Genomic DNA, 19,804 nt, shown 5'->3' on the forward strand with positions numbered 1-19,804 from the left:
CTCCTTGCCAAGCAAAGAGTTTGAAACCCTACCAAATATTTATTTGGTAGGGCCAATGGGAGCAGGAAAAACAACTGTTGGTCGACATTTAGCAGATTTGTTAGGACGTGAATTTCTAGACAGTGATCATGAAATTGAGCGTAAAACAGGTGCAACCATTCCTTGGATTTTTGAAAAGGAAGGGGAGACGGGATTTCGTTCTCGTGAGTCAGTGGTAATTAACGAGTTAACGACCAAAAAGAATTTAGTTCTTGCTACAGGTGGTGGTGCAGTCACACAAGCGGTGAATCGAGAATATTTAAAACATCGTGGTATCGTCATTTATTTATATACGCCTGTAGAACTTCAATTACAACGAACCTACCGTGATAAAAATCGTCCTTTATTGCAAGTGGAAAATCCAGAGCAAAAATTAAGAGACCTGTTAAATGTTCGTGATCCTTTATATCGAGAGGTCGCACATTATATTATTGAGACCAATCAAGGTGCTGCGCGAGATTTAGCACAACGTATTTTACAATTGATTATTTCTAAAGATATTATTTAATCTTGGTTGTTAGGCATAGGTATTCATGCAAACTTTACATGTTGAACTTGGTGATCGTCGTTATCCAATTTTTATTGGTAGTCATTTAAACCCGCAAGAATTACTCGAACCTTATATTCAGGGGCAGCAAGTGATGATTGTGACAAATACAACTGTACAAGCTTTATATCTAGAATATTATGTTGAAGCGATTAAGAAATTAGGAAAAAAAGTTGCCACATGCGTGTTGCCTGATGGTGAGAAATATAAAAATATTGAACATTTGAATTTAATTTTTGATGCTTTATTGGAAAATGGTTTTAACCGTGATGCAACGGTATTAGCACTGGGCGGTGGTGTGATTGGAGATATGGCTGGTTTTGCTTCAGCATGTTTTCAACGAGGTGTTTATTTCATTCAGGTTCCGACAACTTTGTTGTCGCAAGTTGATTCAAGTGTGGGTGGTAAAACAGGAATTAATCATCCACTCGGCAAGAACATGATTGGTGCATTTCAGCAACCCCAGGTGGTTTTAGCCGATATGGCACAGCTGAGTACCTTGCCACCGCGTGAGTTATCAGCAGGTTTGGCTGAAGTGATCAAATATGCTTTGTTGGGCGATGCAGAATTTTTAACATGGCTTGAGCAGAATATCGAGGGTTTGCTGAAACAAGATGCTGAATTATTAGCAGAAGCAGTTTATCGTTCATGTGCGCATAAAGCACGTATTGTGGCTAATGATGAAAAAGAACAAGGTGAACGTGCATTGCTCAATTTAGGGCATACCTTTGGGCATGCAATTGAATCCTATCTTGGTTATGGTGAATGGTTGCATGGCGAAGCTGTGGCAACAGGTATGGTCATGGCGGCTGATCTATCTCAGCGGATGGGGTGGATCAGTGCTGATGATTTAGAACGTACAAAAAAAATCATACAACGTGCCAAATTACCTATAGTATGTCCTAAAATTCCACTTGAGGAGTTTTTGGCATATATGTCACACGACAAAAAAGTGTTAAATGGTCAATTGCGTTTGGTGCTCATGAAGCAACTTGGGCAAGCAGTAATTACCAAAGATTTTGATGTAGAGTTGATGAAACAGGCAATTCTCGCTAACCAAGCATAATAAGGTTCAGGCAATGGCAGCAATTCGTTTAAATTGGCAGAATATTCAACACTATATTTGGTTAATAATGGGATTGCTGTGCTTTGTTGCTGCACTGATTTTTTGGGCCATGACGGATACCAAAGAGTTGGTTGAAGTCAGTAATCCAATTGAGGAAACTCAAGTTCAAATCCAACCTGAGAAAGTTGCTGCAACGACCCATCTTGGTGCATTAATGGATGAAGTCCGCCCACTTGAAATGACCACGCGAGTGGTTGCTTCAGGTAATCATGAGCCTGAGTTTCGTGGGACTAAATTTTTTGAGGAAAATAAGAAAAATTATATTATTGAATTGTTTAAATCATCGAATGAAGATGTGATTCGTGGTTTTTTATTGAAGCAAGCAGACCGTAAAAATTTGATTTATTTTCGTTTAAGTGCTGAAGATCAAGCTGAACAATATGTCATGGCATATGGTGTTTATAAAAATGATGATCAAGCCAAAGCAGCATTACAACAACTAACCACATTAAAATTACCAAATACGATTCAACCGCAAGTAGTTGGTTTGGAGCAATATGCAAGTTTGGTCAATGATTTAGGTTCAGAGGAAATGTTGGGTGGAAATAAACTTTATAATATCAACTTAAGACCTGCTGCATTGCCTATTATTGATGAGTCTTTGTTGGCACAGCCTAAGCCTGTTGCGCCATCTTCTTCTAGTACAACCAAAACAGTCGCACCTACAACTTCGACACCCTCTACAGCTCCAGTAAATAAAGATCCAGCAGCTACAGAGCAAAAGCGGCCAATGACAACCACAACGCCTACAACGAATACAACAACTGCACCAACAATAGAACGAAAACCAACTACGCAGGAAATTAGTGACCCATTTAACTGAATGGTACTAAAATAGAGCGAATTTGGGGCTAAATAAAAGCATTTGCACAAGAATAGTGCAATGATGTATAAAAGAAATAAAGAATAAATACTGAAAAGAAGCTTTATTTTTATTAGATTTGCATTAAATGGTGAATAAAAATAGGTTTTGGCATATTTATTGCTTTATTGGTGCATTGATTGATGAAGTTGTCCCTATTTTGGCGCAAACTGATTAAATCAATTGATGCTTGAAACCAGTTGGATTGCTTTAAATAAGTGCAGAGTGAACAAGTAAAAACTATTTGCAATTTAATTCAAAACGAACTGGAGTAGTGAGAACCGAAAGTGTATTACTAATGATTAGTCAATACTCTCACTGGTTTTATATATTAGATTTTTGCCCTTATGGGCCTTTGTTAAAAGAAGGGTACGCTATGCACATGCCATCGCCTAATACTGTAGCTCCCGCTCAAGGTTTATACCAACCGGATGAGTTTAAAGATAACTGTGGTTTCGGTTTGATCGCCCATATGCAGGGTGATGCAAGTCATGACCTCGTCAAGACCGCAATTCATAGTTTAAGTTGTATGACGCATCGTGGTGGTATTGCTGCAGATGGTAAGACCGGTGATGGTTGTGGCTTACTCTTAGCGATGCCAAAAGCATTCTTTCGTGAAGAAGCAAAAAAAATCAGTGATATTACCCTGAGTGAAATTTTTGCGGTCGGAACCGTCTTTTTAAATTTAGATCCTGCTTTAGCAGCACATGCAAAACAAGTACTGACCAAAGAAATCGAAGAAGAAGGTTGTCGTGTGATTGGTTGGCGTGTCGTTCCAACCAATAATGATGCACTTGGTTCGATCGCAATGCAGTCTTTACCTGCATTTGAACAAATTTTTGTCAATTGCCCAATGGGTGTGACTGAAGCGGAATTTAACCGTAAGTTATTTATGGCACGTCGTCGTGCTGAACAAAAAATCACGAATGATCCATATTTTTATGTCACTACATTATGTTCAACTGTGATCAGTTATAAAGGGTTAATGATGCCTGCTTATATTGCAGACTTCTATACTGACCTTGCAGATGAGCGTTTAGATTCGCATATCGTAGTGTTTCACCAACGCTTCTCTACCAATACATTGCCACGTTGGCCATTGGCACAGCCATTCCGTTATTTGGCACACAACGGTGAAATCAACACCATTACTGCAAACCGCAATTGGGCTGCAGCACGTACCCCGAAATTCGAAAATCCATTATTACCAGGCTTAACTGATTTAAATCCGATTGTAAACCGTACAGGTTCGGATTCTTCAAGTATGGATAATATGCTTGAGATCTTGGTCGGTGGTGGTATGGACTTGTTCCGTGCATTACGTATGTTAGTCCCACCAGCTTGGCAAAACGTGGAAACTCTAGATGCTGACTTACGCGCATTCTATGAGTTTAACTCTAAGCATATGGAAGCTTGGGATGGTCCTGCAGGTCTGGTTATTCAAGACGGTCGTCATGCAATTTGTATGCTTGATCGTAATGGTTTACGACCAGCACGTTGGGTGATTACTAAAAATGGCTATATCACACTTGCATCAGAAATTGGGGTTTGGGGTTATGAACCTGAAGATGTAGTGTCTAAAGGTCGTGTGGGACCAGGTCAAATTTTAGTTGTTGATACTTTTACAGGTAAAATGCTTGATACTAAAGATGTCAGCAACCACCTGAAAAAAATGCGTCCATACCGTGAATGGTTACGTGAAAATTCAGTACGTGTACAAGGTAGCCCTGAGCTTGAAGAGTATTTATGTGACCAAGGTTTGAAAGGCGATGCTTTAAAATCGGCACAAAAAATGTTTATGGTGACCTTTGAAGAACGTGATCAATTGCTTCGCCCAATCGCTGAAAGTGGTCAAGAGGCTGTTGGCTCGATGGGTGATGATACACCAATGGCTGTATTGTCACGTCAAGTTCGCCATGTGACAGATTATTTCCGTCAACAGTTTGCCCAAGTGACCAATCCACCAATTGATCCGTTACGTGAATCAATTGTCATGTCACTCGAAACTTGTTTAGGTCGTGAACAAAATGTCTTTGAACAAGGTCCTGAGCATGCAGACCGTTTGATTATTTCAAGCCCTGTATTATCTAATTCAAAAATGCACCAAATTCGTACCCTTGGTCGTAAGGGATATGAAATTGCAGACATCGATTTGAACTATGCTGAAAACGAAGGTTTGGAAGCAGCAATTACGCGTATTTGTAGCGAGGCAGCTCAGGCGATTCGTGATGGCAAAACATTATTGGTGATTTCGGACAAAAAAATCCGTGAAGGTTTCTTGCCTGCCAATGCTGCGATGGTGACAGGTGCGATTCATCATTATTTAATTGAAGTGGGTTTACGTACCGATGCCAACATTATTGTTGAAACTGCTTTAGCACGTGATGCACATCAGTTTGCGGTAATCCTTGGTTTTGGTGCGACTGCGATTTATCCATACTTAGCGTATGACGTGATCAATGACTTGATCGCAAAAGGTGAGTTATTGGGCGATCCAATCCATGCACAAGCCAACTTCCGTAAAGGCATTGAAAAAGGCTTATTGAAAGTTCTTTCGAAAATGGGGATTTCGACTGTTGCCTCTTACCGTGGTGGTCAGTTGTTTGAAGCCGTTGGTTTATCTGAAGAAGTGGTTAATAAATGCTTCACAGGTGTGCCAAGCCGTATCAAAGGTGCAACTTTTGTTGACCTTGAAAATGATTTGAAAAAATTGGCAGAGACAGCGTGGAAATCACGTAAACCAATCGAGCAGGGTGGTTTGTTGAAATTCGTCTTCGACAAGGAATACCATGCCTTTAATCCTGACGTAATCAATGCCTTACATAAATCAGTGCGTTCAGGCAATTATGCTGACTTTAAAGAATATGCAGAGCTTGTAAATACACGTCCAATTGCAACCATTCGTGATTTATTAAAACTCAAAACTGATAACTCCATTCCATTGGAAGCGGTTGAGTCGGTTGAAGAAATTCTGCCACGTTTTGACTCAGCAGGCATGTCATTGGGTGCATTGTCTCCTGAAGCACATGAAGCGATTGCAATTGCCATGAACACCATTGGTGGTCGTTCAAACTCAGGTGAGGGCGGTGAAGATCCTGCACGTTATGGCACAATTCGTAACTCGAAAATCAAACAAATTGCATCAGGTCGTTTTGGTGTAACGCCTGCCTATTTAACGTCTGCTGAAGTTTTACAGATTAAAGTTGCGCAAGGTGCAAAACCGGGTGAAGGTGGTCAGTTACCGGGTGGTAAAGTAAATGGCTTAATTGCACGTTTACGTTATTCTGTACCAGGTGTAACGCTTATTTCTCCACCACCACACCATGATATTTATTCAATTGAAGATTTATCGCAATTGATCTTCGACTTAAAACAGGTCAATCCTCAAGCGATGGTATCGGTGAAATTGGTATCTGAGCCAGGTGTCGGTACGATTGCCGCAGGTGTTGCCAAAGCTTATGCCGATTTTATTACCATTTCAGGTTATGACGGTGGTACAGCAGCATCTCCACTTTCTTCGATTCACCATGCAGGTTCGCCATGGGAATTGGGTCTTTCTGAAGCTCACCAAGCGCTTCGCGTAAATGATCTCCGTGGTAAAGTGCGTGTACAAACCGATGGCGGTCTGAAAACAGGTTTAGACGTGGTTAAAGCAGCCATTCTCGGTGCTGAAAGCTTTGGCTTTGGTTCTACGCCAATGATTGCTTTGGGTTGTAAATATCTTCGTATTTGCCATTTAAATAACTGTGCAACAGGTGTTGCAACTCAACAAGATCATTTACGTCAGGAACACTACATTGGTGAACCTGAAATGTTGATTAACTTCTTCCACTTCATTGCCGAAGAAACACGTGAATGGTTGGCAGCACTTGGTGTTGCAAGTTTAAAAGACTTGATTGGTCGTACTGATTTACTTGAAATGTTACCAGGTGAAACTGAAAAACATGCCAACCTTGACTTAAGTGCTTTGTTAGAATCGCATCCTGCTGCCGAAGGTAAAGCGCAATATTGTCAAGTTCAAGGCAATGCACCATTTGATAAAGGTGTTCTTGCAGAGAAAATGGTGGCAGAAATGCTGCCTGCGATTGAAGCAGGTACAGGCGGTGAATATCACTTTACTATCGGTAACTGTGATCGTTCAATCGGTGCGCGTATTTCAGGTGAAATTGCGAAGCGTTATGGTAACTTAAGCATGGAAAACCATCCTGTTAAAGTGAATTTGACGGGTACAGCAGGTCAGTCTTTGGGTGTGTGGAACGCAGGTGGTTTGCATATCAGCCTTGAAGGCGATGCGAATGACTATGTGGGTAAAGGCATGGCGGGTGGTCGTGTCTCAATTTTCCCACCAAAAGGCTCACCTTTCCAAACTCAAGAAACCGCGATTATTGGTAATACTTGTCTTTATGGTGCAACAGGCGGTAAGTTGTTTGCAGCAGGTACAGCAGGTGAACGTTTTGCGGTACGTAACTCTGGTGCGTTTGCAGTAATTGAAGGTGCAGGCGACCATTGTTGTGAATACATGACAGGCGGGATCGTGACAGTACTGGGCAAAGTTGGACACAACTTTGGTGCAGGGATGACAGGTGGTTTTGCTTATGTACTTGACTTAGATAATGACTTTGTTGATTACTATAACCATGAACTCATCGAATTGAACCGTATTTCTACAGAAGCGATGGAAGAACATCAAGAATTCTTACTTCGTATTTTGGATGAACATATTGCTGAAACAGGTAGTGCTTGGGCGTATAAAATTCGTAATGAGTTTGATTTTTACAGTCGTAAATTCTGGTTGGTTAAACCAAAGGCTGCAAATTTACAGACCTTATTAAAAACAACCAAAGCTGATCCACAATAATTCTACTACTGCTGATACATAGGCAGGCACAACAGATCAATCCACTGTTTGTGCCTACCCACGGAGAGAGACATGGCTGAGCGCCTAAATAATGACTTTCAATTTCTGGATGTCGCACGCCAAGACCCTGAGAAAAAAGATCTCAATGTCCGCAAAGCAGAGTTTGTGGAAATTTATAAACCTTTTACAGCCGAAGTGGCAGCAAATCAGACCCACCGTTGTTTAGGTTGTGGTAATCCATATTGCGAATGGAAATGTCCAGTACATAACTACATTCCAAACTGGTTGAAACTGATTGCAGAAGGTCGCATTTTCCAAGCGGCAGAGCTTTGCCATCAAACCAATACTTTGCCTGAAGTGTGTGGTCGTGTATGTCCACAAGATCGTTTATGTGAAGGAGCATGTACCCTAAATGACGGTTTTGGTGCAGTGACGATTGGTAATGCTGAAAAATATATTAATGATACGGCGTTTGCACTCGGCTGGCGTCCAGATATGTCATCTGTGAAATGGACCAATAAAAAAGTTGCCATCATTGGTGCAGGTCCAGCAGGCTTAGGTTGTGCAGATATTTTAGTGCGTAATGGTGTTAAGCCTGTTGTATTCGACAAGCGCCCTGAAATTGGCGGTTTGCTCACTTTTGGTATTCCTGAATTTAAAATGGAAAAAGATGTGATGAAACGTCGCCGTGAGATTTTCTCAGGTATGGGCGTTGAATTCCGTTTAAATACTGAAATTGGCACGGATGTGACCATTGATCAGTTACTTGCTGACTATGATGCAGTCTTTATGGGTATGGGAACATACACTTACATGAAAGGTGGTTTTGCAGGTGAGGATTTAGATGGTGTGGTCGATGCACTTGATTTCCTCATTGCGAATGTGAACCGCACCCAAGGTTGGGAAAAAGATCCGTCTGAATACATCAGTGTTGAAGGTAAAAAGGTGATCGTTCTTGGTGGTGGTGATACTGCGATGGACTGTAACCGTACTTCAATTCGTCAAGGTGCAACTTCTGTGACTTGTGCATATCGCCGTGACGAAGAAAACATGCCGGGTTCACGTCGTGAAGTAAAAAATGCACGTGAAGAAGGTGTGGAATTCCAATTTAACCGTCAACCGATTGAAATTGTTGGTGAAAATGGAAAAGTAACAGGTGTTAAATTTGTTACGACTCAATTGGGTCAACCGGACAGTCGTGGTCGTCGTAGCCCTGAGCCAATTCCAGGTTCTGAAGAAGTTTTACCAGCTGATTCAGTTTTATTGGCATTTGGTTTCCGTACGAGTCCAGCAGATTGGTTTGCAGATGCAAATATTAACCTTGACGGTTCTGGGCGTGTTGTTGCCGCTGAGAAACAAGAATATAAATTCCAAACATCTAATCCGAAAATTTTTGCGGGTGGCGATATGGTGCGTGGCTCTGACTTGGTAGTGACTGCTATCTGGGAAGGTCGTCAGGCAGCAGAAGGTATTTTGGATTACCTTGACGTTTGATTGGATGATACGTCTAAAATTCAAAGACCCATTTCCAAAGCCCGCAGTCATGCGGGTTTTGTTTTTATGATGAAATACAGGGTAAAATGTAAAAAAATATATGTGATTTATTTTTTATTATTCATTTTATATTCAATGGTTTATGATTTTATTTATAACCAGTGTTCTGCGGTTAAATTGGCTGAAATGACTCAATTAACGTTTATGCCAATTGTGTGATCATTTTGGCAATATACAATTTTGAATGATCTGTCAGTATAGATTTAAATTCCAACAAATGTAGGATTATCCCGATGACAGTTGCACAAGTGGCGAAAGAAAAATCATATTTAAACCGCCCAAAAGCGATTGGGATTAAAGTACGTAAACCTAGCTTTAATCCGAAAAATATTCGCAGACATTTTTTTGCGAATTCTCCAGTCATGTCACATTTATTGACAGCATTGTCTTCAACATTTCCAATTGGTGAACAATTCTTTGTTCATAGCGTGCGGAATGTGCGTGACAAAATCACGGATGAAAAATTACAAGCACAGATTGCGGCGTTTATTGGTCAAGAGGCGATGCATTCTAAAGCCCATGCTGATTTTAATGATGCTTGGCGTCGTGATGACTATAACTTAGATAGTTTTCAAGCTTGGTTAGGTCGTCGTGATGCTTTTATTAAGAGCGTGCATCCAAAGTTACAACTTGCGGTAACGGCTGCTTTTGAACATTTTACGGCACTCTTGGGGGGCTATATTTTACGTCATCCTGAAGTGCTGCAAACCTTAGATGACGATGCAATTAAACTGTGGGTATGGCATGCAATTGAGGAAATTGAACATCGTGCAGTGGCTTTTGATGTGTATCAAGCGATTTACCATGATGATCAAGTACGTCGCCGTGTAATGCGCAATGTCACGACAGGTTTTGCAAGTTTGACGTTTTATTCTGCAACGCGTTTATTTATGCAAGATTGGAAGAAAAGCTTACCTAAAGTGCCACAAAATATTTTTGGTGTATATATGATTTCCAAAATGTTGATTTCATTAATTCCTGAATATTTGTCATATTACAAAGCAGATTTTCATCCTGATGAAATTGATTATTCAAAAATCGTGGCGTATTGGAAAGAAAAGTTAGCAGATGATTATGGCATGGAAAGCTTCCAAGAAGATGCTCATCCAGCTTTATATAGTTAATGCTTTGATATAAAAAAGCCAATGTCGATCATTGGCTTTTGAGTTAAATTTCATCATCAAACTGTTTAAGTTTACGTTGACGCTGCCAAGGTAAAGGGCGGTCAAGAGCTTCGGGTACATCACCTGAGGTGGAGCGTAAACGTAGGTGAATCGCGGCCTGTGCAATTAAATTTGCAGATACAGGTGCTGTGATAAATGCAAATAAAGTGATGAGCAATTCTGCAAATCCAAAACGACCTTGAAAAGCTGCATAGATCATCGCAGCCAATAAAAAGCTTCCTAAACCCAAAGTACTCGATTTAGTTGGTGCATGCAGGCGCATAAATAAATCGGGCAGTTTCACCATCCCAATGCCACCGACTAGCAGGAAGAATGCACCTACAATTAGGAAGAATGAAACAATAATTTCCATGATCAGTTGCATATTGATTTCCATTTTTTGCTCCTAATCGATCACATGACCAGTGGTGAAGTAACGTGCTAATGCTGCAGTTGAAACAAAACCAAGCATTGCAACCAATAATGCCCCTTCAAATAAATTGGTGCTTGCCCAATAGATGCCAAGCAAGACCACCAGACAAGTGGCATTTAAAAATAAGGTATCAAGCGCCAATAAACGGTCAACGATCGAAGGTCCGATGATTAAACGATAGAGGCAAAATAGCATTGAGATAGCCAATGCCAATAAGCAAATTCCTAAAGCATAAGGCAAAATGATCATGCATCATCTCCTTGTGTTGCATTAAAAATGGCAATCAGAGGGGCTTCATAACGAGCTTTAATGTCTTGAATTTCCGCTTCAGGATCATCTGAACTCAACGAATGTACCAATATATCACCACGTTCTTGGTCGATCCCTGCTGTGACAGTGCCTGGGGTGGTGGTAATAATCATGGCCAGTAAGGTATTGACATGTTCATGATCAGTTTCTAAAGGCACCCGATACCATTTGGGATGTAAATTTTTTGTTGGACCAAGTACTTGTTTAGCAACACGGATATTAGAAATAATAATATCCCACAGTACGACAAAAAATAGTTTAGCTGCCAAAGTCCAGTGAATATTAGGTGTGCGTACAACAAAAGGTTGAAGCAGTTTAGGAATGATGATCCCTAAAATTAAAGCGCAAAAAATATCAAATAACTCAAAGCTATGTCCCAGCATGAGCCAACTTAAAGCCACGATTATTGAGATAAAAGGATGAGGAAAATAACGGTCAAGGAATGAAACTTTATTGTCCATTTATTGTTCCTCCATCGGTTTTAGTTTATTGTCATCAATAGGGGTTAACTCATGTCCTTGCTGTTGAATTTGGCGTTGCTTAAACTCAGAAATATGCTCGCCTTGCATGGTTTTTGGCGAAACAATATAAGGAATCAGATGAGCATTGGCATCAGGGCTTTCACCCCCATATTTCGTTTCTGGTAAGTAGTTTGGATCAAACGGTTGTACACTAATGACATTATGGTCAGCATCTGTTTTTAAAATCATTTTTTGATACAGTTGGGTATCTTTTAACTGTTTCGATGTTAATTCTAAATAATGTACAAGCGGTTGAGCACAGACCACATACATGATCAAACCAAATAATAAAATGTAAATGGTTTTATCATTTCGTGCAGGTGATTTTTCAGGTAATTGCTGATAAGCAGCAAAGGCTTCTTCTTTAGGATTATCTTCAGGTTTTGTTGCACGCCAAAACAGTATAAAGCCAGCACGGGTAAATGCGATGATACTGAGTAAACTGACCAATAAAACAATAATAATGATCCATAATTGATATGCTGAGCCAGCAGTCGCTTGCAAAATCAAAACCTTACCTAAAAAACCACTAAATGGTGGTAAACCTGCCATCATTAAAGCAATGATAAAAAAGCTGATTGAAACGGCTTTTTCTTGCTTCATTTTAGGTGCAACTTTGAGGTGGTCTTTGAATATGCCACGTTGTGACGTGATCCAACCACAGAGTAAATAGAACGATGCCGCAATAATGGTACTGTGCACCATGTAATACAAACCTGCTGACCATGCCTGTTCATTTAACAATGCAATCGCAACCAAAATAGTCCCGACTGAAGACAAAATCATAAAGCCAACAAAACGTCTTAAACGTTCAGTACCAATCGCCGCGATTGCACCATATAAAGAGGTGACTAAACCGATAATCAACAAATAGTTGCTGAAAATTTGCTGTCCCCATGTATCCTGAAAAACAGTACCATTGACCCTTAAAATCGAATAAATTCCGACTTTGGTCATGATGGTAAACAGTGCTGCGACAGGGGTTGCAGCAACGGCATAGGTTTTCGGTAGCCAAAAACCTACAGGTAACATTGCTGCTTTGATACCAAAGACCACAAATAGCAGTAATCCACCTGCAATAGCGAGCGTATGCTGATCATTTTCTAAGGTTGGAATAATACGTGCCACATCAGTCATATTTAGAGTGCCGACACTACCGTAGATCATGCCCAAGCCAATAAGGAACAGAGCTGAAGCTAAAAGATTAATCGTGACGTAATGAATACCAAGTTGGAAGCGTGCTTTGCCTTGTCCATGCAACAACAAGACATAAGATGCCATTAATAAAATTTCAAAAAAGACGAATAAGTTAAATAAATCGCCTGTTAAGAACGCTCCACATACCCCCATAAGAAGCAGATGTGACATGGCATGGAAATAACGTCCACGTTCATCCCATTCTTTACTGGCAAACCAAAGCAGTGGTGTAGCAAGTGCATAGGTGAGTACTAACATCAGTGCAGATAAGCGATCTAAAACCAGTACAATGCCGAAAGGTGCTGACCATTCACTGAGCTGATACACAAAAATCTGCCCAGTATTGGCTTGGTAGAGATAGTAAAGTGCTGTAACAAAACCGAGAACAGCAGAAATTAAACTAATACTCCGTCGCCACGGTTGACGCCAGTCATTTGCTAATGAACCTGAACCTGGATTACCCAGTAAAATGAGAATAAAACCTGTAAAGGCAGGAATTAAAATACTGAAAATAGGCGTGTGAGACAGCCAAAAATCAAGAAAATTCATTATGGTGCATCCTCACGAGAGTCAAAGTTGCTCGGCTCATCTTTGGAGTCCACATGATCTGTCCCTGACTCATAGCGACTGCGTAATGCCAGTTGCACAATATATGCAGTTGTGGCGAAACCAATCACAATTGCGGTTAACACTAACGCTTGTGGTAAAGGATCTGTGACTTTACTTGCATCAGTGAGTACAGCAGGCGCATTGATATTGATTCGCCCCATCGCAAATAAGAATAAATTGACTGCATAGCCGATCATGGCTAAACCTAATACCACGGGAAATGTACGTGCACGAAGCAGTAAGTAAATTCCTGTTGCCACCAATAAACCGATGGCTGAAGCGAGTAAAAATTCTAGACTGATCATGAGTTACTCCTTAGGTACAGGGCCAGAAAGACTCGAATGTCGAGAGTCGCCCAGCACTGAAATGAGCAACATTGTTGCGCCAACCACACAGATATATACGCCTAAGTCAAATGCCGCTGCGGATGCGAGATGGAATTTTCCAAAAATACTGGTTTCCACATAGATATGCGCACTGGTCAGGAACGGACGTCCCCAGAACCATGCTGCGAGACCTGTTAAACCTGCGATGGTTAAACCCGCACCAATCCAAATTTCATACAAACGACCTGATTTTGCACGTAAGAGTTGTTCAGCTTTGTCTTGACCTAAACCGATGTATTGAATGACCAATGCCATAGAGGTAATTAAGCCAGCAATAAATCCACCTCCTGGTAAATTGTGCCCACGTAGAAAAATATATAGGCTGACCACCAATGCCAATGGCAGTACCCATGATGCCGTCATACGAAACATCAAGGGTGAAGGATTGAAACGGAAGGTTAGACCTTGCGTCATCGTTGTACCATGCGCACGCATACCATCCATCAGACAAAGTGCACCGATGGCTGCAATACCAAGCACGGTAATTTCACCAAAGGTATCGAAGCCACGGAAGTCGACCAAGATCACATTCACGATATTTGAGCCACCGCCTAAAGGAATAGATTGCTGTGCAAAGAACCAAGAAATCGAATTATGATCACGGGTCAGAATTAACCAAGCAATCCAGCCGATACCAAAACCACCACCAATCGCCAAAATGGCATCGCGCCAACGACGAGTACGACTTGATTCATACGGGGTGAGTTGTGGCAATAACGATAAACTCATCAGCAACAATACTGTAGTCACGACATCAACCGTGATTTGCGTTAGTGCTAAATCGGGTGCAGACATGGTAACAAAAACCATCGTCACGACTAAGCCAACAGCACCACTGATCAAAACGGCTTTGATACGCTCATGGTGAAACCATAGCATCATCCAACAACCAGAGAACAGGATCAGCCATAAAACGATGGCAATAAATGGAGCATGCGTGAGTTCACGTGTGCCTGTACTCAGCCCTTGGTTAAGCATTGGTGTGGCCACCAAAACAAGACTAAATGCCACAATCCAAAATAAATACGTTTGCAACGAACCTGTTTCAGTGGAGCGTTTCAGTTTTTGTGCAAAACGTAATAAATATTTAAGGAAATTTTCAAAGATTAAATAACCTTGTAAGGGACCAAGCTTGGGATCAAGGTCAATGTCACGGATACGGCTGCCTTTTGCCAAAGTAAAATAGAAGACTACACCACCGACTAAGGCAATGGCACTCATGAGTAAAGGCAAATTAAAACCATGCCAAATCGCTAAATGCACCCCTGTAAAATCGGCTAATTGTGTACTCGAACGTGTACCCGCATTGACAATATTTTCAACCAAGAGCGCAGGCAATACACCCACTGCAATACATAAAATAGCTAACAGAATGGCGGGTAGACGCATGCCAATTGGGGGTTCATGTGCATCTTTATTGGGAACATCTTTGCCCAAACCACCATCGAAAAATACGCCGTGTACCAAACGCGTAGAATATGCCACAGCAAACAAGCCTGCCAATGTTGCGACAATTGCTGCAAAAACAACGTATGTCCCTGACAAGTTTGCCAATAGTTCAGTAAAGAACATTTCTTTAGACAAGAAACCATTGGTCAATGGAACACCTGCCATTGAAGCAGCAGTGATCATGGTTAAGGTCCCTGTGAAGGGCAAGAGTTGCCATAAACCACTGAGTTTTCTTAAATCTCGTGTACCAGACTCATGATCAATAATACCTGCAATCATGAACAATGCTGCTTTAAAGGTTGCATGGTTAATGATATGAAAAATAGCAGCAGCCACGGCAAGCGGAGAACCGATTCCCAATAAACATACGATCAAGCCGAGATGACTGATAGTGGAATATGCCAATAAGCCTTTTAAGTCTTCTTTGAAAATGGCAAAAAATGCAGCCATGCAGAGCGTAAATAGACCAATCGTGGTCACAATATTATGAAATAAAGCTGATCCCACAAAGATCGGTAATAGACGTGCTAATAGGAAAATCCCTGCTTTGACCATCGTTGCCGAATGCAGATAAGCAGAGACAGGCGTTGGTGCTGCCATTGCATTGGGCAACCAAAAATGGAACGGGAATTGCGCACTTTTGGTAAAAGCACCCAATAAAATCAGGAACAAAATGGGTACAAACAGATGACTATTTTGAATGGTATCTGTCATCGTTAAAATTTGGTCAATTTGATAGGTTTGGGTGACTTGCCCTAGCAACACAAACCCACCAAGCATAGCTAAACCGCCCATCCCTGTAATGGTCAAGGCCATACGTGAGCCACGTTGTGCTGCCTCATAATTACTCCAGTAACCGACCAATAAAAATGAGGAGATACTGGTTAGCTCCCAAAATACCAAGAGAATAATGAGATTATTGGAGAGAGAAATGCCCAACATTGCTGCCATAAACAGCATGAGTAAAAAATACAGTTTACTGAGAGAATTTTTAGCACTGAGATAGAAATAGGCATAAATATAAATCAGTGTACCGATGCCTGTAATCAGCAGGGCGAAAATCAAACCGAGCGCATCGAGGCGAAAACTTAAATCAATTCCAACTTGTGGCAACCATGGCCAACTTTGAGAAATTACAGCCCCTTGAAAGACTTGCTTTGCTTGAGTCAGTAACAAGATGAAACTAGTTGAACTGACTCCAATTGCCCCTAAAGCTGTAGCCTCACGTGAGACATTTTTCAGCCATGAGACAAGGGTGGTGCCGAGTATTAACGGTAGCAATATGATAATCGGTAGCACACGTATATCCATTGTCGTGAATAGGTCATGGAACCTATCGTGAATTTTATCTTTCAAGGATTTGAGGAAAGCAAAGAACCATCCAATGACTTAAATCTTGAAAGCCGAAATATTGTAAAAAAACAAAAAAATAAGCTATGTTGCACAACTTGATAAAACGATTGAAAAATCAATATGAATTGAAAAATTTAATTCATATTGATTTTTTATCTTATTACATGGCTAGTTCAACATCAATTTATTTTGTCAGTTTTTGCACAAAGAGTAATGATTATACGTCTTATACGACATTTATTTTGTATGAAAAATACCCAGTAAGGTTGAGGTAGAACGAGCGACGCAAAGTACCTCGATTTTTCTAAGCAGTATATCGTTTATAGCATATTCACGATTTGAGAAATCAACCTCTTTTTTGATATTTAGAGTATAAACGCGCTTTATTACAGTACGGGCTTGAGCGAGGTGTGATCATCATCAATATGTAATAATTCACGTAATTGTTGCTGTTCTTGTGCCGACATTTTTTGAAATTGTGCAAACAATTGGTCGACTGCTGAAACGGGTTCAGACATGATCTCTGTGTTTGTGTGGTTGGGTATTTGATCCTGTAGATCTTCATAAAGCTGTGCTAAATTTGCATGGTATTCTTGGAGTTTAATTTCTTGAATTCTTTGCTGATTCAGTTGGAAAAGTTGCATATTTTCAGTAGGTTCAAATAATTGCTCATGCAAAGTACTGGCAATAATCTGAATTTCTGGAAAAGCTTGATGTAAACGCGGCAAAATCATTTGTGCATGATCTTGGTCAAGTTCAGCATCTATATGATCAATTAATAAAATACCATCGCCTTCTAAACATGGGTATAAACTCAAAGGATTGAGTAAACATAAACGTCTTACGATATCTCCTACTAAAGCGATCCAATTTTTAATGCTGCTGGAAAGTTGTTGAAAATTTTGAGTTTGATTTTTATAAGTGACCATTAACTGTAATTTAGGCTTATATTCAATGAAAATATCACTGAGTTCAGGAATAACGGTATTCAGGCTATTTTTTAAAGCTTGTAAGCTGGGTGAGTGTAAGTGGCTGCGGGCTTGGAACAGGGCATTCTGAAAATCTGAATTTAATTGGTTATCTTGAGTTGGATTAGCCTGTGTATTTTCATTGAGAATTTTTTGAAATAATTGTGCTGATTGTGCATTTTCAATATCGCTGATTTCTCTAAACCACTCAAAAAAGCGTGTAAAAGTGGTAAAAGGAATGGGCGTTAATTCATAAGCAGCCGTGGTTTGCATCACCGCAGGATTGTTTTTGCTGAGTAAATTAATTTCATTAATAAAACGCTCAGCAGGGTAATACGCAATTAAAGGTAAACCTTGTAATGGATCTTGGTGAATGGCTTTTAAATATAAACCGACCAATTGTTCAAGTTGTTGCAATTCAGGACGACTGATGCCAACACCATTTGCATTTAAGGTTTTATAGAGCTGCCATGTGCAAATTGAAGGGTCTTGTTCTGGTGAGTTGTTGCTTTCAGGCAATATACCTAATTCAGTCGGAAATTTGATAGACACCTCAAGTTTGGACTGCAAACGATTTTGCATAATGTCTTGATCCAGCATGACCACACCTGGTGTGCGTAGATCTTTAAAACGGGCTGCAAACCAAGTTAAAGACTGATAAATATTTTTTAAAATGGCAGTTTTACCCGAGGCTTGGGCACCTAAAATCAAGGTGATGGGCTGCTGTGTAGGACGCAACTCTAATTTTAAATCTGCAAAATGATAGACGTGGCGCAGATGGATCGAGAGAAGTTTCATAATATACCTGCAAATATTTACTTGAGTTTTAAAACTTATGCAGTTGCTTGGTGTTTTAACGGATTTTTGATTTTTAACTGTTGAATGAGATCGTAAATGTGATGGATATTTAAACTGAGTTTGGCACGTGTACATGCCACGTACAGTAAACGCAGTTCTTCATCACTGATTTTATGTTCAAGTCCATTGATTTTAAATTGGTAATCATCTTCGATATGCACTCGATTCCATTCTAAACCTTTGGCTTTGTGTGCAGTCGAAATGACATAATCAGCTTGCTCTATTGGGGTAATTTTGGCAAGTGCTTTTTTGAGTGGTTCTGTACCATGATCATCGACCAATTTCACCAAGGGCTTAATATCACTACCATCATTGGTTTCGCAATATTCATGTACATCATGCCAAGAGTTAAACCACGCTAGTTCGGGAACATCGGTCACACGTTTACCTTGTTTGAGTAAACTTGCTGCATCGACAAAACGGTTTAAGCGCGCATGGTCAGCTTGTAAACTGACTTTATCGCCTTGTACTAAACCTGACAATAACAACTCCATTGCACGGGCATTGGTACGGCATAAAATCGCATCTCGCATTTTGGTATGCGGTTTATTCACTACTGAGGATCTTAGTTCTGGATTGCCCAATAAAGGAACCGTTTCATTTAAGGCACCCAATAAACTATTGGCAACCTCGGCAACCGACTCACCAAAACGAAACGAAGTGGTTAAACGGGACTCAGGTAAGGGCATTTGCTGCATGGCATTCACTGCACCACGCCATGCGTAGATTTGTTGATGGGCATCGCCCACATAAATTACTTGGGTACTGCGTTGACGTAATAAAATACCGAGCATCAGCGGATCAGCATCTTGTGCTTCGTCAAATAAAACATAATCTGCAGGGATGACTGGATCAGACAATGCCCATAATTTTAAATAAATATCATGACCAATACCCGCTTGATGATTTTGATCAATAGATTCTAACCAACGCCGTTCAACCGCAGGATAAAGGTGTTGTTGTAGGCTTTCTATATCATCAGGATGGAGCCAACTAGGTGCTTGAATATGGCGGGGTGCAGGGTACTGAGAGCTCGTAGAGCAAAAATAGCTGACGGCATTGGCAACCAAACTCGCCAAACGACTTGGCATCAACACATATTTTTCATAACGTCCGCCCATCATGCGACGCAGTGTAATTGGCATCAAACGATATTCTTTGGCAATAAAACTTGGACTAAGCCGTGGTAAACGGAGTTTATCCGTTACTCCACGTGGAACGCTGCGAAATGCCAATGAATGGAATGTACGACAGTCGACATTGCGGTGAAACTTATGTTGTGCTTCGGTGGCAATGGCTTTATTAAATGCTAAGTACATCCCACGGCGCTGTGGCATCGCATCACTGATCAGTTTTAATGTGGTGGTTTTGCCTGTACCTGCATAGGCAATGACCTTAAAGGATTGCCCTTTTTGTGCTTCAGCAATTGCAAAGCTTTGTTCTGAGGTTGGTTTAAAAATGTCAGGCACAGTATTAAAAAATCTTTAAAGAAATCGCAAAGGGGACGCTGCATCATAGCAAAAATCAACCAAGAAAGATGTTTAAATTTGATGAGCGCAAGCAATGATGCAT

At 40.6% G+C, this 19,804-nt stretch carries 14 protein-coding genes; 6 read left to right on the forward strand and 8 right to left on the reverse strand.

Annotated features, from left to right (window positions below):
• Nucleotides 1-4: 4 nt before the first annotated feature.
• The 6 genes from aroK (at nt 5) to G0028_RS01480 (ending at nt 10,110) form a co-directional block, all read left to right on the forward strand.
• On the forward strand, nt 5-547 hold the full coding sequence (gene aroK / locus G0028_RS01455) for a shikimate kinase AroK (RefSeq protein ID WP_130074430.1): 543 nt from the start codon (nt 5-7) through the stop codon (nt 545-547).
• 25 nt (nt 548-572) lie between these two features.
• Nucleotides 573-1,652, forward strand: coding sequence for a 3-dehydroquinate synthase (aroB, locus tag G0028_RS01460; RefSeq protein ID WP_130074431.1), 1,080 nt, complete (start codon nt 573-575; stop codon nt 1,650-1,652).
• 13 nt (nt 1,653-1,665) lie between these two features.
• Nucleotides 1,666-2,535 carry a hypothetical protein gene (locus G0028_RS01465; RefSeq protein WP_174493483.1) on the forward strand — a complete coding sequence of 290 codons (870 nt, stop codon included), beginning with the start codon at nt 1,666-1,668 and terminating at the stop codon, nt 2,533-2,535.
• Between the two features lie 421 nt (nt 2,536-2,956).
• Complete coding sequence (gene gltB, locus G0028_RS01470; protein ID WP_180044973.1) at nt 2,957-7,432, forward strand: glutamate synthase large subunit; 4,476 nt, start codon at nt 2,957-2,959, stop codon at nt 7,430-7,432.
• Nucleotides 7,433-7,504: 72 nt separating this feature from the next.
• Nucleotides 7,505-8,926, forward strand: a complete 1,422-nt coding sequence (locus G0028_RS01475; protein WP_130074434.1) for an FAD-dependent oxidoreductase — start codon at nt 7,505-7,507, stop codon at nt 8,924-8,926.
• Between the two features lie 293 nt (nt 8,927-9,219).
• Nucleotides 9,220-10,110 (forward strand): metal-dependent hydrolase, encoded by an 891-nt coding sequence (locus G0028_RS01480; RefSeq protein WP_180044972.1) that lies wholly within the window; start codon nt 9,220-9,222, stop codon nt 10,108-10,110.
• Between the two features lie 43 nt (nt 10,111-10,153).
• Here G0028_RS01480 and G0028_RS01485 read toward each other — a convergent pair whose 3' ends face one another.
• The 8 genes from G0028_RS01485 to G0028_RS01520 all read right to left on the reverse strand — a co-directional run bounded on the left by G0028_RS01485 (nt 10,154) and on the right by G0028_RS01520 (nt 19,701).
• Nucleotides 10,154-10,534: a Na+/H+ antiporter subunit G gene (locus G0028_RS01485; RefSeq protein ID WP_130074527.1), complete on the reverse strand. Its 381-nt coding sequence runs from the start codon at nt 10,532-10,534 to the stop codon at nt 10,154-10,156.
• A gap of 21 nt (nt 10,535-10,555) precedes the next feature.
• A complete protein-coding gene (locus G0028_RS01490) occupies nt 10,556-10,831 on the reverse strand; it encodes a monovalent cation/H+ antiporter subunit F (RefSeq protein WP_130074436.1) in 276 nt (91 codons plus the stop codon).
• Complete coding sequence (locus G0028_RS01495) at nt 10,828-11,352, reverse strand: Na+/H+ antiporter subunit E (RefSeq protein WP_130074437.1); 525 nt, start codon at nt 11,350-11,352, stop codon at nt 10,828-10,830. Before G0028_RS01495 ends, G0028_RS01490 begins: the two co-directional genes overlap by 4 nt.
• Nucleotides 11,353-13,161 (reverse strand): monovalent cation/H+ antiporter subunit D, encoded by a 1,809-nt coding sequence (locus G0028_RS01500; RefSeq protein ID WP_180044990.1) that lies wholly within the window; start codon nt 13,159-13,161, stop codon nt 11,353-11,355.
• Complete coding sequence (locus G0028_RS01505; protein WP_130074439.1) at nt 13,158-13,523, reverse strand: Na+/H+ antiporter subunit C; 366 nt, start codon at nt 13,521-13,523, stop codon at nt 13,158-13,160. The genes G0028_RS01500 and G0028_RS01505 overlap by 4 nt, the downstream gene beginning before the upstream one ends.
• 3 nt (nt 13,524-13,526) lie before the next feature.
• On the reverse strand, nt 13,527-16,364 hold the full coding sequence (locus G0028_RS01510; protein WP_180044971.1) for a monovalent cation/H+ antiporter subunit A: 2,838 nt from the start codon (nt 16,362-16,364) through the stop codon (nt 13,527-13,529).
• 428 nt (nt 16,365-16,792) lie between these two features.
• Nucleotides 16,793-18,172, reverse strand: a complete 1,380-nt coding sequence (locus tag G0028_RS01515) for an ATP-binding protein (protein ID WP_180044970.1) — start codon at nt 18,170-18,172, stop codon at nt 16,793-16,795.
• Between the two features lie 35 nt (nt 18,173-18,207).
• Nucleotides 18,208-19,701, reverse strand: coding sequence for a UvrD-helicase domain-containing protein (locus G0028_RS01520; RefSeq protein WP_174493479.1), 1,494 nt, complete (start codon nt 19,699-19,701; stop codon nt 18,208-18,210).
• Nucleotides 19,702-19,804 lie beyond the last annotated feature (103 nt).

Source organism: Acinetobacter piscicola (genome assembly GCF_015218165.1).
In the GTDB taxonomy this organism is placed as follows: domain Bacteria; phylum Pseudomonadota; class Gammaproteobacteria; order Pseudomonadales; family Moraxellaceae; genus Acinetobacter; species Acinetobacter piscicola_A.

Excerpts from the sequence above, each read along its gene's own strand:
- G0028_RS01465 (WP_174493483.1), top strand. The coding sequence starts at position 1,666 with ATGGCAGCAATTCGTTTAAATTGGCAGAATATTCAACACTATATTTGG.
- G0028_RS01475 (WP_130074434.1), top strand. The coding sequence starts at position 7,505 with ATGGCTGAGCGCCTAAATAATGACTTTCAATTTCTGGATGTCGCACGC.
- G0028_RS01515 (WP_180044970.1), bottom strand. The coding sequence starts at position 18,172 with ATGAAACTTCTCTCGATCCATCTGCGCCACGTCTATCATTTTGCAGAT.
- G0028_RS01505 (WP_130074439.1), bottom strand. The coding sequence starts at position 13,523 with ATGATCAGTCTAGAATTTTTACTCGCTTCAGCCATCGGTTTATTGGTG.
- G0028_RS01510 (WP_180044971.1), bottom strand. The coding sequence starts at position 16,364 with ATGGATATACGTGTGCTACCGATTATCATATTGCTACCGTTAATACTC.
- gltB (WP_180044973.1), top strand. The coding sequence starts at position 2,957 with ATGCCATCGCCTAATACTGTAGCTCCCGCTCAAGGTTTATACCAACCG.
- G0028_RS01480 (WP_180044972.1), top strand. The coding sequence starts at position 9,220 with ATGACAGTTGCACAAGTGGCGAAAGAAAAATCATATTTAAACCGCCCA.
- G0028_RS01495 (WP_130074437.1), bottom strand. The coding sequence starts at position 11,352 with ATGGACAATAAAGTTTCATTCCTTGACCGTTATTTTCCTCATCCTTTT.
- aroB (WP_130074431.1), top strand. The coding sequence starts at position 573 with ATGCAAACTTTACATGTTGAACTTGGTGATCGTCGTTATCCAATTTTT.
- G0028_RS01485 (WP_130074527.1), bottom strand. The coding sequence starts at position 10,534 with ATGCAACTGATCATGGAAATTATTGTTTCATTCTTCCTAATTGTAGGT.
- G0028_RS01490 (WP_130074436.1), bottom strand. The coding sequence starts at position 10,831 with ATGATCATTTTGCCTTATGCTTTAGGAATTTGCTTATTGGCATTGGCT.